Origin of the sequence: Caulobacter sp. D5, assembly GCF_003185805.1 — a bacterium.
Taxonomy (GTDB): Bacteria; Pseudomonadota; Alphaproteobacteria; order Caulobacterales; family Caulobacteraceae; genus Caulobacter.
In genome coordinates this window covers 1-13,541 of the sequence record NZ_QHJY01000105.1, presented here as the reverse complement: position 1 = coordinate 13,541, position 13,541 = coordinate 1, and the positions used below count along the sequence as shown (strand labels likewise).

Sequence of the window (13,541 nt, the reverse complement as noted above, 5' to 3'; positions counted from 1 at the left end):
GTCTGAGAGACCCCTCATCCGTCGGCTATCGCCGCCACCTTCTCCCGCAAGGGGAGAAGGGTCAGGGCTTCGACTTCGCCGCTTCTGTTTCCTCGGCCGGCGCCGGATCGGGAACCCCCGCCAGGGTCAGGTCGAACACCGAGCCGCCGGGGCCTGTCTCCACCAGCGCCAGGTCGCCGCCGTGGCCCTGGGCCAGTTCGCGGGCGATGGCCAGGCCAAGGCCCGTGCCGCCGCGGCGCACCGATCCCACGAACGGCTGGAACAGGTTGGCCCGCGCCCGCTCGGGCACGCCGGGGCCATCGTCCGACAGCCGCAGGTGGCTCATGCCGTCGACGCGGCGCAACTCCACGAACACCCGGCCCTTGCCGCCGCGATCGGGCGCGCCCTCGATGGCCTCGCGGGCGTTGCGCAGCAGGTTGGTGAGGATGCGGTGCAGCTGGTCGGGATCGGCGATCACCAGCTCGCGCGGGTCGATCACCGTCTCCAGGGCCACGCCCTTGGGCGAAAGGCCGGAGTCCTCGGCCGCCATCTCCAGCGCCGCGCGCAGGGCCACGGTGCGCGACACCGGGGCCGGCTCCTTGGACTTGCCGTAGGCCATGACGTCGCTGGCCAGGGTGATGGCGCGGTCCAGAGCCCGCTCCAGGCGCGGCAGGGCCTGGGCCACCTTGGGATCGCCCAGGGCGGCCAGGCGGTCGGACGCCATCTGGGCGCTGGTCAGCATGTTGCGCAGGTCGTGATTGATCTTGGCCACGGCCTCGCCGAGGGCCGCGAGACGCGCCTTGGCCTGGAGGGCGGTGCGCAGGTCGGTCTGCATGGCGTCGAGCTCGGCCTCGGCGCGGCCGATCTCGTCGCGACGGCGCGAGACGACGACCCGGGCCTCGGGATCCTCGGGATCGGCGCGGAACCGCTCCATGGCCTTGGTGATGCGCTGCATCGGCCGCACCAGCAGGAAGTTCAGCGACAGGTAGATCAAGCCCCCGGCCAGGCCCGCCGCGAACAGGGTCACGCCCGCCAGGCGCCAGAAGTTGGAGATCAGATAGGCCTTCAGAGGGGCGTCGGGCAGTACGATCTCGACGAACTCGGCCTCCTGGCGGAAGCGCGGCTCGGCCATGACCCGCACCAGGCTGCCCGGCTTGCTCTTCAGGGTGAAGAACGGGGCGGCCAGCCACGAGCCGGAGTTCTGGCGGCGCAGGTCGACGAGATAGGGCTGCTCGATGCTGCGCGGTTCGGTCGGCAGGACGAGGCGGCGGGCGCCGTCGACCTGCAAGGCCACGATGACCACGCCGGCCTGGTCGAGCAGGCGCTGGGAGACCTGGTCGGTGACCCGGCGCTCGGGATCGGCGGCGGCGATGGTCGAGGCCAGTTCGGCGGCGCGCACCCGGTCGAGCAGCCACTGCTTTTCCAGGTCCGCCAGGGCGGGCGGCAGGATGCAGGCGCCGGCCAGGAACACGAAGAGGGCGGTCAAGAGCAGCAGGCGCGCCGACAGGCCGCCGGGCCACGGAAGGCGTCTTCCGGGCGGCTTGTCGGGTGCGGCGGGCGGCGTGACCGGTTCGGCCATGTGTCTGGGTTACTTCACGTCGGGGGCCGGGGCAACGCGGCGCCTGCGCGCGGTCTTCCAGAGCGGCGGGATCAGCGCCAGCACGCCCAGGCCGACGATCGGCAGATAGATGCGCGGCGAGGCCAGGGTGGACAGGGTCACCGGCTCTCCCGTGGCGAACAGATGGCCCAGGCCCGAACCGATGCCGGCATAGATGAACGAGCTGGGCGCCATGCCCAGCACCGAGGCCAGCAGATAGGTGCGCAGCGGTATGCGCATCAGGCCCGAGGCGACATTGACCAGCAGCAGCGGGAAGGCCGGGATCAGCCGCAGGGTCAGCAGGTAGGAGAAGGCGTCGGCCTTGAATCCCTCCTCGATGCGGGTCAGCAGGGCGCCCGGCTTGCGGCGCAGGAAGTCGCCGAAGGCGGTGCGGCAGGCCGCGTAGACCACGGTCGAGCCGCCGGTCACGCCGGTCAGGGCCAGGGCGCCGCCGAGCGGGCCGAACAGAAAGCCGCTGCTCAGCGACAGGATCAGCGCCCCGGGCAGCGAGACCGAGACGGTGGCGACATAGACCAGCACGAAGATCACGGCGCAGCGCGCCGGATGCTCGTGGGCGAAGGCCTGCAAGGCCTGGCCCTGGGCCTGGAGGGTTTCCAGGGAAAGCTTCCCGGCCAGGCCCGAACCCAGAGCCACGGCGAGCAGGATCGCCAGGACCGCGAGCGGTCCGAAGCGTCTCAGGCAGGCCAGGCTCTGGTCGGGATTCATGCGGTCCCGATCGCCTCGGAGACGCTGGCGAAGCCTTCGGCGCGCAGGCGGGCGGCCAGGTCCTTCTTGATGCGGACCACCAGGCCCGGCCCGCCATAGACCAGGGCCGAATAGAGCTGCACCGCGCAGGCGCCGGCCTTGATCTTGGCCAGGGCGTCGGCCCCGCTGGCGATGCCGCCGGCCCCGATCAGGGCCAGGCGGCCCCTGGCGGCGGCGTGGAACTGGGCCAGCACCGCGGTCGAGGCGCCCAGCAGCGGCGCGCCGGAAAGCCCGCCGCCCTCGCCCTTCTGAGCCGACTTGAGGCTGTCGGGACGGGCGATGGTGGTGTTGGAGACGATGATCCCGTTCAGGCCCTGGGCCAGCACGGTCTCGACGATGGCCTCGACCTCGCCGTCCTCCAGGTCGGGCGCGACCTTGAGGAAGATCGGATAGTCGGCGCCGCCCTTGGCGAGACCGGCGCGGGCCTCGGCGATCCGGCCCAGCAGTTCCTCCAGCGCCGCCTTGGTCTGCAAGGCGCGCAGGCCCGGCGTGTTGGGCGAGGAGATGTTGACGGTGAAATAGTCCGACAGGCCCCACAGGCGGGTCAGGCCCGTGACGTAGTCGCCGATGCGGTCCTGCGCGTCCTTGTTGGCCCCGATATTGGCGCCGAACACGCCCAGGCGGTCGGCGTGGGCGTGCTTGCGGGCGGCCAGCCGCGCGGCGAACGGCTCCAGCCCCTCGTTGTTGAAGCCCATGCGGTTGATCACCGCCTGGTCGTCGGTCAGCCGGAACAGGCGCGGGCGCGGATTGCCGGCCTGGGCCAGGGGCGTGACCGTGCCGGCTTCCACGAAGCCGAAGCCGGCGGCCAGCATGGCGTCGGGAACCTCGGCGTTCTTGTCGAAGCCGGCGGCCAGGCCCACGCAGTTCGACAGCTGCAGGCCCGCGACGCTGGTGGCCAGGATCGGATCGTCGACGCCGCCGTCGCGCGGACCCAGGCCCCACTTCAGGCCGCGGATCGCCCAGCCGTGGGCGTCTTCGGGGTCCAGCACGTGCAGGGCGCGGGAGGCGATGTCGTGCAGGCTCATGCGGAAAGGTCGCCCAGTTGCGGCACGCCGTCGGCGTCGAGGGGGATCGGCTTTTCCGAAACGGCTTCGGCTGGCGAGAGGCTGCGGAACAGGTGCGGGAACAGCGCCCCGCCGCGCGAGGCCTCCCACTTCAGGTCCGGACCCAGGGCGTCGGCGTCGAAACCGACCAGGACAAGATTCTCCTGGCCGCGGAAATAGAGGGCGGCGGTTTCCTGGGCCTGGCCGGCGGCCGACAGGTGAATGAAGCCGTCGGCGTGGTCGATGGGGGCGCCGTCAAAGCGGCCGGCCGCCTTGGCCTCGTCCCAGAGGGCCTTGGGCAGGATCTTGTAGACCAGGGTCATTCGCCGCCGTGCCCGCCGTGTTCGGATGCGTAGAAGACGCGCGCCAGCCGCGGGGCGCCGGACGCGTCGATGTCGAAGACCGCCGCCGTAGCGGTGGGAAAGCGGCCGCGCAGCTTGGAAAGCTCGCCCGCGTCGGCGGGGCCGCCCAAGGCAAGGCGCAGCGACAGGTCGTGCAGGCCCGGATTGTGGCCGACCACCATCACCGTGCCGGCCGGAGCGTCGGCTTCGCGGACGGCGGCCAGAACCTCCTGAGCCTCGGCATGATAGAGGCTCTTGTCGATTTCGGCGGTCGCGCCGGGAAACGCGCCGGCGGCGGCGTCCCAGGTCTCGCGGGTGCGGCGGGCGGCCGAGACCAGCACCAGGTCGGGCGACAGGCCCTCCGAAGCCAGCGCCGAAGCGATCAGCGCCACGTCCTGGCGGCCGCGCTCGGCCAGAGCGCGTTCGAAGTCTCCGCCCTGGGCGGCGTGCCGCTCGGCCTTGCCGTGGCGCATCAGGATCAGACGGTCCATGGCGCCCTCCATAGAGCGGTTTCGAAGCGGGGCAAATGGCGAGAAACGCCGTCTCGACGATCTCCTCATACGAGCCCGGGGGCCAGGCGCAAAGCGCATGGTTGACACCTTCGCCGACAGGCGGTCCAAGGCGACATGGCCGATCTCGACCTGGACGTTTCCGCGCCGCTCGGCGGCGGTGTCTGGCGCTTCCCCGCCGACCGTCCGCTGGTGCTCGATTCAGGGGCGAAGATCGCCAGCCTGGAGATCGCCTACCAGACCTATGGCGCGCTGAACGAGGACGGCTCCAACGCCATCCTGATCTGCCACGCCCTGACCGGCGACCAGTACGTGGCCGGGGCCAATCCGACGACCGGCAAGCCCGGCTGGTGGACGCGGCTGGTGGGTCCCGGCAAGCCGATCGACCCGGCCCGCCACTTCGTCATCTGCTCCAACGTCATCGGCGGCTGCATGGGCTCGACCGGCCCCGCCTCGACCAATCCGGCCACCGGAGAGCCCTGGGGTCTGTCGTTCCCGATCCTGACCATCGCCGACATGGTGCGGGCCCAGGCCATGCTGATCGACGCCCTGGGGGTCGACACCCTGCTGGCGGTGGTCGGCGGCTCGATGGGCGGCATGCAGGTGCAGCAGTGGGCGGCCGACTATCCGAAAAAGCTGTTCAGCGCCGTGATCGTGGCCTCGGCCTCGCGACATTCGGCCCAGAACATCGCCTTCCACGAGGTGGGGCGCCAGGCGATCATGGCCGATCCCGAGTGGCGCGGCGGGGCCTATGCCAGCCAGGGCGCGCGGCCCGAGAAGGGCCTGGCCGTGGCGCGGATGGCCGCCCACATCACCTATCTTTCCGAGCCCGCCCTGCAACGCAAGTTCGGGCGCGAGCTGCAGCGCGACGGCCTCTCCTGGGGCTTCGACGCCGATTTCCAGGTCGAGAGCTATCTGCGTCACCAAGGGGCGGCGTTCGTCGACCGCTTCGACGCCAACTCCTACCTCTACATCACCCGGGCCATGGACTATTTCGACCTGGCCGCGCCGCACGGCGGGGTGCTGGCCAACGCCTTCAAGGCCGCGCGCGACGTGCGGTTCTGCGTGCTCAGCTTCACCAGCGACTGGCTCTATCCCACCTCGGAAAGCCGTCACATCGTCCGCGCCCTGACCGCCGCCGGCTGCCGCGCGGCCTTCGCCGAGATCGACAGCGACAAGGGCCACGACGCCTTCCTGCTGGACGAGCCGGTGATGGACGCGGCGCTGACGGGGTTCATGGCGTCGGTGGAGCGGGAACGGGGGATCGGGCGATGATCGATTTCAAGACGCTCCTCCTGAAGGGGGGGCTGTCGGCGAAGCAGACTGAGGGGGAAATCTCTGCGATGTCGGCCAGCGCCGCGGCGGTTGAAAACGCCCCCCCTCAGGCCCTCTGGGCCACCTCCCCCAGAGGGGGAGGATCTTGCTGATGATCCGCGAAGACTTCCGCGAAATCCTCCGCCTCGTGCGCCCCGGCGCGCGGGTGCTCGACGTCGGCTGCGGCGAGGGGGCGCTGCTGGAGCTGCTGACCCGGGACAAGGAGGTCGACGGCCGGGGGCTGGAGATCAGCGCCCACGGCGTGGCCGCCTGCATGGCGCGGGGGCTGTCGGTGGTGCAGGGCGACGCCGACCAGGATCTCGACCACTTCCCAGACAAGACCTTCGACTACGCCATCCTGTCCCAGACCCTGCAGGCCACGCGCAATCCGCGCCACGTGCTGGACGAGCTGCTGCGCATCGCCGACCGGGCGATCGTGTCGTTCCCCAATTTCGGCCATTGGAGCGTGCGCTGGTCGCTGCTCAGCCGGGGGCGGATGCCCGAGACCAAGGCCCTGCCGACGCCCTGGTGGGCGACGCCGAACATCCACCTGTGCACCCTGGCCGACTTCATGGCCCTGACGGAGGACCTGGGCGTGCGCGTCGATTCCAGCGCCGCCTTCGCCGGAAACGGCCCCGCGCGGCCGATCGACCCGACCAAGGCCCTTGAGAACTGGCGCTCGGAGAGCTGTCTCTTCCTGCTCAGCCGGGGGGCGCCCGCGCAGCGTGTGGAACCTAGCGCCGTTTCAGGCGATCTTCTGATCCCATGAAGCTGCGGCTGATGACCTACAACGTCCACCGTTGCGTGGGCGGCGACCGCAGGCTCGACGTGGAACGCGTGGCCGAGGTGATCTCGGCGCACGAGCCCGACGTCGTGGCCCTGCAGGAACTCGACGTCGGCCGGCTGCGCACCGGCAACGTCGATCAGGCCCATCGCTTGGCCGAACTCCTGAAGATGGGCTTTCACTTCCACCCGGCCATGACGGTGGAGGAGGAGCTCTATGGCGACGCCATCCTCACCCACCTGCCCGAGAAGCTGATCAAGTCCGGCCCGCTGCCTTTCTACCGCGCCGTGCCGGGGCTGGAGCCGCGCGGGGCGCTGTGGGTCGAGGTGATGGTCGGCGGCAAGCCGGTGCAGATCATCAACACCCACCTTGGTCTGGTGCCCCAGGAGCAGAAGCGCCAGGCCGCCGCCCTGGTCGGCGAGGCCTGGATGGCGTCCGACCGCTGGACCGCGCCGGGCGTGCTGCTGGGCGACTTCAACGCCACGCCCTATTCGGCCACCTACCGCCTGCTGAAGGCCGCCGCCCGCGACGCCCAGACCCTGGCCTCGGGCTGGGGCAAGGCCCCGACCGCCACCTTCCCCTCGAACTTCCCGTTCATGCGTATCGACCACGTGTTCCTGACCAAGGGCCTGCGCACGGTGAACGTCTTCTCGCCCTACGACGCCCTGGCCCGGGTGGCGTCGGACCACCTGCCGCTGGTGGTGGATCTGGAGATCGAGGACTGATCAGGATCCTTCTCCCCTTGCGGGAGAAGGTGGCGGCCGAAGGCCGACGGATGAGGGGGCGAAAGGCCTTTCCGCAAGCTTCTGAGGGACCCCTCACCCGACCCCGCTCCACGGGGCCACCCTCTCCTGCAAGGGGAGAGGGAACTCAGAGCTGCAAATGCTCCGGCGGTTCCGGCGGGGGAGCCGTCAGCCGCGCCAGGTCGTGTCGGAGCCGCTTGCGGCGGCCCCAGGGACGCCAGGCGTCGTCGGGGGCGATGGCGTCGCCCAGGCTCCAGTCGGCGACGAACTTCTTCAGGCCCTTCAGCGGGACCACGCCCACCGGCTCCAGGCGGCGCGGGCCGGTCTTGCCGTCCAGCGCCTCGATGGCCGGGCCAAGGCCGCCATACTCCAGGAAGGCCTCCAGCAGCACCTCGGTCTCGACCCCCAGGAAGTGGCCGACCAGCCGGCCCAGGAAGGCGGCGATGGCCAGGCGCTCGTCCTCGTCGCGGGCCTCGAAGCCGATGTCGCACTCGGTGTCGAGCCCGATCGAGCGGTTGTTGAGATTGGCCGAGCCCAGGCGCAGCACCCGGTCGTCGGCCACCGCCACCTTCGAGTGGACGATGATCGGCGCGCCCTTGGGCGTGCGGGCGCTGAAGGCGTAGAAGCGGCCGTGGACGTCGACCTCGCGCAGGCGGTTGATCGCCGCGGTGCGGGCGCTGTCCATGGTGATCTGGTCGAAATAGCTCGGGCTGCGGGCCGGGCCGATGGTCACCACCTCCGGGCCGTCGGGCTCGGCCAGACGCTCGGCCAGGGCTTCGACCACGATCGGCGAGGTCAGGTACTGGTTCTCCACATAGATCAGCCATTGGGCCGTGCGGATGGTCTGCAGGTGCAGCTGCAGGCACTCGGTGATCTCGGGGTCGTGGCGCCAGGCCGGCTGGGTGCGGGCGATGGCCACGGGCACGCGGCGCAGCAGCGGCGTCAGGCCGTGCGGCCAGGGCGTGATCGCCGGACGCTGCGGCGGATCGACCGTTTCACCCGTCGCCTTGCGCCAGCGTTCGACGAAGAGCTCGCCCAGGGCCTCGGCGGTGTGGCCGTCGACCAGGGCGGCGACCTCGTGGCGGGCCGGATAGTGATGCCCCGTGGGCAGGCGCCGGCGCGGGTCGTTGTCGAGATGGGCGGTGGTGTCCCAGCGGTCGACGCCGATGTCGCCGCCGCTGAGCAGGGCCGTGACCCCGTCGACGACAACCACCTTCTGGTGATGGCAGGCGCTAGCCGGCAGGGTGTTGTCCAGCCGGTACTTGACCTTGGAGCCGGCGAAGAAGGCCGCGCCGCGCTGGGGTCCGAACAGCTGCGAGGCGGCGATCGGGAACGGCATGTCCCAGGCCAGCACCCGCACGTCCAGAGCCGGGTTCAACGCCGCCTGCCGACGCAGCAGAAGGCCGATGCGGTCGGCGTGCTCGGGATCGCGGCTCTTCTTCACGCGATCGGGATCGAGCCGGGTGAGCGGATCGAACACCCAGGCCAGGATCCAGATCGAGTGCCTGGCCGACAGCAGCAGGGCCTTCAGCGCATCGAAGGCCTCGTCGTTGTCGATGAACAGCGCAAGCCGGTCGGCGGTCTCGACCCGCCAGCAGGTCGAGCCGGGACAGAAGACGGATTCGGATTCTGCCATGACGCCCCTACGCCGCTACTCCGCTCGAAAACGTGCGGCGGCGAATATGGCTCCGCTTGCCGGAAAGATCAGCCGGCGATGGCGGCGGCGTCGCGCTCGCCGGTGCGGATGCGCAGGGCCTGCTCCAGGTCCATGACGAAGACCTTGCCGTCGCCGATCTTGCCGGTGTTGGCGGTGCGCTGCAGGGCCTCGATCACGGCGTCGGCCACGTCGGTGGGCACGGCGATCTCGAGCTTGACCTTCGGCAGCAGCTTCACCTCGTACTCGGCGCCGCGATAGACCTCGGTCTTGCCCTTCTGGCGGCCGTAGCCGCGCACTTCGGTCACCGTCAGGCCCGAAGCGCCGGCTTCTGTGACCGCTTCGAGCACGGCGTCCAGGCGGCTGGGCTTGATCACGGCGACGATCATCTTCATGGCGCGGCATCCCCTTCATACGCGGCCGGTTACGGCTGTGTCGGCGACTCCAGGCTAGGCCCTGCCGCCACAGCTTCCAATAGTATTCCGGTCCTTACGGTTCCCGGCGCCTTTCGAACAGGCGCCGCGCCCGCCGGAACGGGCGGCATGACCGGCGCGAACACCCGCGCCCGGGCCCGCGTGCCCCGCGGCTTGACCGCGAAGGTCTGCTTGACCGCCTCCATCAGGATCAGGCCGGCGAAGCGCGGCCACAGGCGCGCGCCCACCTGCTCGAAGCCCTCGGCCCAGCCGGCGGTGAAGGCCATCGGCGGCGCGTAGAGGGCGCGCGTCCAGCCGGCGGGCTCCAGGTCGGCCTCGCGCAGCAGGCTTTCCAGCTGGCTGCGGCTGAACGGGCGGCCGTGCCCGAACGGCGTGCTCTCGGCCCCGGCCCAGACCCCGTCCCGCGAGGCCACGGCGACGATCAGCCGGCCGGACGGGGCCATGACCCGCCAGATCTCGCGCAGCACGGCGGCCGGGTCGTCGGCCTCCTCCAGGGCGTGGACGGCCAGGATGCGGTCGAACATGGCGTTGGGAAAGGGCAGGGCGGTCTCTTCGACCAGGGCGGCCTGGTTGCGCTCGCCGCCGGGCCAGACTTCTACGCCTTGGGTGGCGGGCATGGCGGCCACGACGCGTCGGGCCTTGGCGCGGGCCTCGTCGAGGAAGGGGGTGGCGTAGCCCAGGCCCAGCACATCCAGCCCGTTGGCGTCGCCCCAGGCCTCGGCCACCTTGCGGCCGAGCATTTCCCGCGCCACCCGGCCGAGCGGGGCGGCGTAGAAGGCCCTGAGGTCGAGCACGTCGCGGCGCATTGAATCTCCGTGGCCCAGGCGTCACTTATTTAGGCGGGCGAATCCTCCACGTCACGCCCGCCGACCCCCGCCCGTGACCGAGGCCGTCCGCATGCCGCTCGAAATCCACCAGTTTCCCTGCCTGTCCGACAATTACGGCTTTCTCGTGCGCGATGTCGCGACCGGCAAGACCGCCTGCATCGACACGCCGGACGCCGACGCCATCCTCGCCCAACTGGAAAAGCTGGGCTGGGGCCTCGACCTGATCCTCAACACCCACTGGCATCCCGACCACGCCGGCGGCAACGAGAAGGTTCATGCGGCCACCGGCGCGACCATCATCGGACCGCAGGAAGTGACTCGAATAGCGCCGCTGCACCATGAGGCGCTCCCAGGCGAGGTCGTGGTGCTGGGCGAGACGAAGTTCTCGGTCATCGACAGCGGCGGCCACACGCTGGGTCACGTGGCCTATCACGACGCCGCCGACGCCGTCGCCTTCGTCGGCGACACCCTGTTCGCCCTGGGCTGCGGACGGATGTTCGAGGGCGACCCCGAGCAGATGTGGGCCTCGCTGTCGCGGCTGGCCGACCTGCCCGACGACACCGCCGTCTACTGCGCCCACGAATACACCGCCTCCAACGCCCGCTTCGCCCTGTCGGTCGACGCCGATCCGGCGCTGAAGGCGCGGGCGGACGAGGTGTTCGCCGCCCGCGAGCGCGGCGAGGCCACCGTGCCCACCACCATCGGCCTGGAGAAGGCCACCAATCCGTTCCTGCGCGCGCCGCTGCTGCGGCCCGGCCTGGCGCCGGCTCAGGCCTTCGCCGAAATCCGCGCGGCCAAGGACAGTTTCAAGGGATGAGTTCGATGAGCGTTGTGGGGATTTCCGGCGACCTGGGCGCCGGCGAGATCGTGCGCCTGCTGGGCATGCAGCCCCACCCCGAGGGCGGCTGGTACGTGCGGGTGTTCGAGGACGCGCCCAACGCCGAGGGCCGCCCGGCCTCGACGGCGATCTACTACCTGCTGGAGGCCGAGCAGATGTCGGCCTGGCACCGCATCGACGCGGTCGAGGTCTGGCACTGGTACGCCGGCGCCCCGATCTCGCTCACCCTGTCGCCGCCCGACGGCGTCGGCATGACGCCCCATACGCTGGGTCCCGACCTGCGGGCCGGCTGCCGGCCGCAGGTGGTGGTGCCGGTCGGCTGGTGGCAGACGGCGGTGTCGCTGGGGGCCTGGACCCTGGTCGGCTGCACCGTGGCGCCGGGGTTCCGGTTCGAAGGGTTCGAGCTGGCGCCGGACGGGTGGCGGCCTCGGGCGTCTTAGGAAGACCCCCTCAGTCGGCTTCGCCGACAGCTCCCCCAGAGGGGGAGCATCTTCTTGGCGAGGCGTCGGATCAGATCCTCCCCCTCTGGGGGAGGTGGCCCGGAGGGCCGGAGGGGGACGTTTTCAGCCGCCGCTAGTGTCGGCAGTGCCTTCCCTCTCCGTCGGCTTCGCCGACACCTCTCCCTTCAGGGAGAGTGTCTCTGGTTATCGGGCTCGCCACTCTTCCTTCGTCTGCCCCCAAACCTCGTTCGGAACATCCGAATACGGCGCCGGCAGCGGCTTCGGCCCGCGGTTCGTCGACCCCAGCCGGATCGCCACCTGCTGTGACGCCACGTTCTCCGGGTGGATGCAGTGGATCACCTCGTCCCAGCCCAGGTGCTCGAAGGCCCAGTCGATGGCCGCCGTCGCGGCTTCCACCGCATAGCCCTTGCCCCAGGCCGAGCGCAGCAGGCTCCAGCCGACCTCGGTCCCCGGCCAGCCCTCGGGCCGCCACGGGCCGATGCGGCCCAGCCACCGGCCGGTGTCCTTGTCGAGCAGCGAGAACATGCCGAAGCCGTTCATCGCCCACGAGCCGGCCATCGAGGCCATGCCGCGCCAGGCGGTGTCGCGGTTCTGGTAGCCGCCGATGTACTGGGCGGCCTGCGCGTCGCCCATCAGTTCGGCCCAGCCGTCGAGGTCCTCGGCGGCGGTGGGGCGCAGGATCAGGCGGGCGGTCTCCAGCGTGGGACCGGGCGCGACAGCCATCGAATTTCCTCCCTCTTTTCTTGTTCAGATCACGCAGGCTTCCAGGCCGTCGCGGCGCACCGTGCCAGAAGCCGCGCCGATCCGGCGCGAGCGCTTCTGGACGTAGCGGCCGGGCTTGACGGCCTTCCACTTCAGCGGACTGGGCAGGATCGCCGCCAGCCGCGCCGACTGGGCCGGGGTCAGCCTGGCGGCGCTGGTCTTGAAGTAGCGCTGGGCGGCGGCCTCAGCGCCATAGATGCCGGGGCCGAACTCGATGGAGTTCAGATAGACCTCCATGATCCGCTGCTTGCCCCAGCCCAGCTCGATCAGCACCGTGAACCAGGCCTCCAGCCCCTTGCGCAGGTAGGAGCGGTCCGGCCACAGGAAGACGTTCTTGGCGGTCTGCTGGCTGATGGTCGAGCCGCCGCGCACCTTCTTGCCCTTCTCGTTGTTCTCGTAGGCCTTCTGCAGGGCCTCGACGTCGAAGCCGTGGTGCTCGCAGAAGCGGGCGTCTTCGGCGGCGATCAGGGCGCGCGGCAGGCTGGGCGAAACCTTCGACAGCGGCCGCCAGCGGTGGTCCCAGCCCTTGCCCTCGACGGCGCGGATGACCATCAGCGGCGTCGCCGGCACGGGGACGAAGCGATAGACCAGCACCGCCAGGATCGGGCCGACGACCAGCACGATGAACAGCGCCAGCACGATGTTGCGCAACAAGACCTTCAAAACGCGACGCCCCTTGCCTTGACCTTGCGGCCGGATGCTAGCCAACCCTAAGCGCCCTCGATAGGGCGCGTTGGTTAGGGAGGCCTTGATGGCCGATGCGGTGAGCGTGTCCGAAGCGGTGGCGCGGCGGTTTTCGGCGCGGGCGTTCAGGGCCGATCCGGTGCCGGGCGAGACGGTGCGGGCCATCCTCGAGGCCGCCGCCCGCGCGCCGTCGGGCGGAAACCTCCAGCCGTGGAAGGTCCACGCCGTCGCCGGCGAGGCGCTGGCCGACTTCAAGGCTCAGGTCGCCGCCCGCCTGGGCTCGCCCGACGAGGCGCAATACGCCGTCTATCCGGCCAATCTGTGGGAGCCCTTCCGCAGTCGCCGCTTCCAGGTCGGCGAGGATCTCTACGGCGCGCTGGAGATCCCCCGCGAGGACAAGCTGGGCCGCCTCAAGCAGTTCGCCCGCAACGCCGAGTTCTTCGGCGCGCCGGTGGGATTGTTCTTTTCGATCGACCGCCAGCTTGGCCCGCCGCAGTGGTCGGACCTGGGCATGTACATGCAGACGGTGATGCTGCTGGCGACGGAACGGGGCCTGGCCACCTGCGCCCAGGAGTTCTGGTCGGCCTATGGCAAGCTGTCGGCGGAATTCCTGGGCCTGCCGGACGACCACATGGTGTTCTCGGGCATGGCGCTGGGCGTGGCCGACGAGGACGCGGCCGTGAACCAGTGGCGTTCGCGGCGGGATGATTTCGAGGTCTGGGGCGAGCTGCGGGGGTTCTGATTTCAGATGCTCCCCCTGAAGGGGGAGCTGTCGCGGAGCGACTGAGGGGGAAGTGATAGCGGCA

16 protein-coding genes are annotated in these 13,541 nt (G+C 70.6%); 6 read left to right on the top strand and 10 right to left on the bottom strand.

Annotated features, from left to right (window positions below; all coding sequences use genetic code 11):
* Positions 1–61: 61 nt before the first annotated feature.
* Genes DMC18_RS07935 through DMC18_RS07915 form a run of 5 tightly spaced genes read right to left on the bottom strand, consistent with a single transcriptional unit; the run spans position 62 to position 4,216 of the window.
* The gene (locus DMC18_RS07935; protein WP_110132828.1) at positions 62–1,558 is read right to left on the bottom strand and encodes a HAMP domain-containing sensor histidine kinase; all 1,497 of its coding nucleotides are present in this window, start codon (positions 1,556–1,558) and stop codon (positions 62–64) included.
* Positions 1,559–1,567: 9 nt separating this feature from the next.
* Positions 1,568–2,302: a TVP38/TMEM64 family protein gene (locus DMC18_RS07930; protein WP_110120101.1), complete on the bottom strand. Its 735-nt coding sequence runs from the start codon at positions 2,300–2,302 to the stop codon at positions 1,568–1,570.
* Entirely contained in the window at positions 2,299–3,366 is a 1,068-nt protein-coding gene (locus tag DMC18_RS07925) for a quinone-dependent dihydroorotate dehydrogenase (protein ID WP_110120102.1), read from the bottom strand. Before DMC18_RS07925 ends, DMC18_RS07930 begins: the two co-directional genes overlap by 4 nt.
* Positions 3,363–3,707 carry a DUF952 domain-containing protein gene (locus DMC18_RS07920; RefSeq protein WP_110120103.1) on the bottom strand — a complete coding sequence of 115 codons (345 nt, stop codon included), beginning with the start codon at positions 3,705–3,707 and terminating at the stop codon, positions 3,363–3,365. Before DMC18_RS07920 ends, DMC18_RS07925 begins: the two co-directional genes overlap by 4 nt.
* The gene (locus DMC18_RS07915; protein ID WP_110120109.1) at positions 3,704–4,216 is read right to left on the bottom strand and encodes a histidine phosphatase family protein; all 513 of its coding nucleotides are present in this window, start codon (positions 4,214–4,216) and stop codon (positions 3,704–3,706) included. The genes DMC18_RS07920 and DMC18_RS07915 overlap by 4 nt, the downstream gene beginning before the upstream one ends.
* A 135-nt stretch (positions 4,217–4,351) precedes the next feature.
* On the opposite strand from DMC18_RS07915, the gene DMC18_RS07910 reads away from it, so the two are divergent.
* The 3 genes from DMC18_RS07910 to DMC18_RS07900 all read left to right on the top strand — a co-directional run bounded on the left by DMC18_RS07910 (position 4,352) and on the right by DMC18_RS07900 (position 7,057).
* Positions 4,352–5,509 carry a homoserine O-acetyltransferase gene (locus tag DMC18_RS07910; RefSeq protein WP_110120104.1) on the top strand — a complete coding sequence of 386 codons (1,158 nt, stop codon included), beginning with the start codon at positions 4,352–4,354 and terminating at the stop codon, positions 5,507–5,509.
* 142 nt (positions 5,510–5,651) lie between these two features.
* Entirely contained in the window at positions 5,652–6,317 is a 666-nt protein-coding gene (gene metW, locus DMC18_RS07905) for a methionine biosynthesis protein MetW (RefSeq protein WP_110120105.1), read from the top strand.
* Positions 6,314–7,057, top strand: a complete 744-nt coding sequence (locus tag DMC18_RS07900; RefSeq protein WP_110120106.1) for an endonuclease/exonuclease/phosphatase family protein — start codon at positions 6,314–6,316, stop codon at positions 7,055–7,057. The genes metW and DMC18_RS07900 overlap by 4 nt, the downstream gene beginning before the upstream one ends.
* Positions 7,058–7,202: 145 nt before the next feature.
* On the opposite strand, the gene DMC18_RS07895 is transcribed toward DMC18_RS07900, so the two are convergent.
* The 3 genes from DMC18_RS07895 to DMC18_RS07885 form a co-directional block, all read right to left on the bottom strand.
* Entirely contained in the window at positions 7,203–8,711 is a 1,509-nt protein-coding gene (locus tag DMC18_RS07895) for a phospholipase D-like domain-containing protein (RefSeq protein ID WP_110120107.1), read from the bottom strand.
* Between the two features lie 68 nt (positions 8,712–8,779).
* Positions 8,780–9,124 carry a P-II family nitrogen regulator gene (locus tag DMC18_RS07890; RefSeq protein ID WP_110120108.1) on the bottom strand — a complete coding sequence of 115 codons (345 nt, stop codon included), beginning with the start codon at positions 9,122–9,124 and terminating at the stop codon, positions 8,780–8,782.
* A gap of 29 nt (positions 9,125–9,153) precedes the next feature.
* Entirely contained in the window at positions 9,154–9,969 is an 816-nt protein-coding gene (locus DMC18_RS07885) for a class I SAM-dependent methyltransferase (protein ID WP_110132827.1), read from the bottom strand.
* Positions 9,970–10,060: 91 nt separating this feature from the next.
* Between DMC18_RS07885 and gloB the strand changes: the two genes are divergently transcribed.
* Complete coding sequence (gene gloB, locus DMC18_RS07880; RefSeq protein ID WP_110120111.1) at positions 10,061–10,807, top strand: hydroxyacylglutathione hydrolase; 747 nt, start codon at positions 10,061–10,063, stop codon at positions 10,805–10,807.
* 5 nt (positions 10,808–10,812) lie between these two features.
* Positions 10,813–11,268 carry a cupin domain-containing protein gene (locus tag DMC18_RS07875; RefSeq protein WP_370444616.1) on the top strand — a complete coding sequence of 152 codons (456 nt, stop codon included), beginning with the start codon at positions 10,813–10,815 and terminating at the stop codon, positions 11,266–11,268.
* Positions 11,269–11,472: 204 nt separating this feature from the next.
* On the opposite strand, the gene DMC18_RS07870 is transcribed toward DMC18_RS07875, so the two are convergent.
* A complete protein-coding gene (locus tag DMC18_RS07870; protein ID WP_110119406.1) occupies positions 11,473–12,012 on the bottom strand; it encodes a GNAT family N-acetyltransferase in 540 nt (179 codons plus the stop codon).
* A 24-nt stretch (positions 12,013–12,036) separates the two neighbouring features.
* A complete protein-coding gene (mtgA, locus tag DMC18_RS07865) occupies positions 12,037–12,750 on the bottom strand; it encodes a monofunctional biosynthetic peptidoglycan transglycosylase (protein ID WP_233245220.1) in 714 nt (237 codons plus the stop codon).
* A 64-nt stretch (positions 12,751–12,814) separates the two neighbouring features.
* Here mtgA and DMC18_RS07860 point away from each other — a divergent pair, with 64 nt between their 5' ends.
* Positions 12,815–13,477 carry a nitroreductase gene (locus tag DMC18_RS07860; RefSeq protein WP_110119407.1) on the top strand — a complete coding sequence of 221 codons (663 nt, stop codon included), beginning with the start codon at positions 12,815–12,817 and terminating at the stop codon, positions 13,475–13,477.
* Positions 13,478–13,541 lie beyond the last annotated feature (64 nt).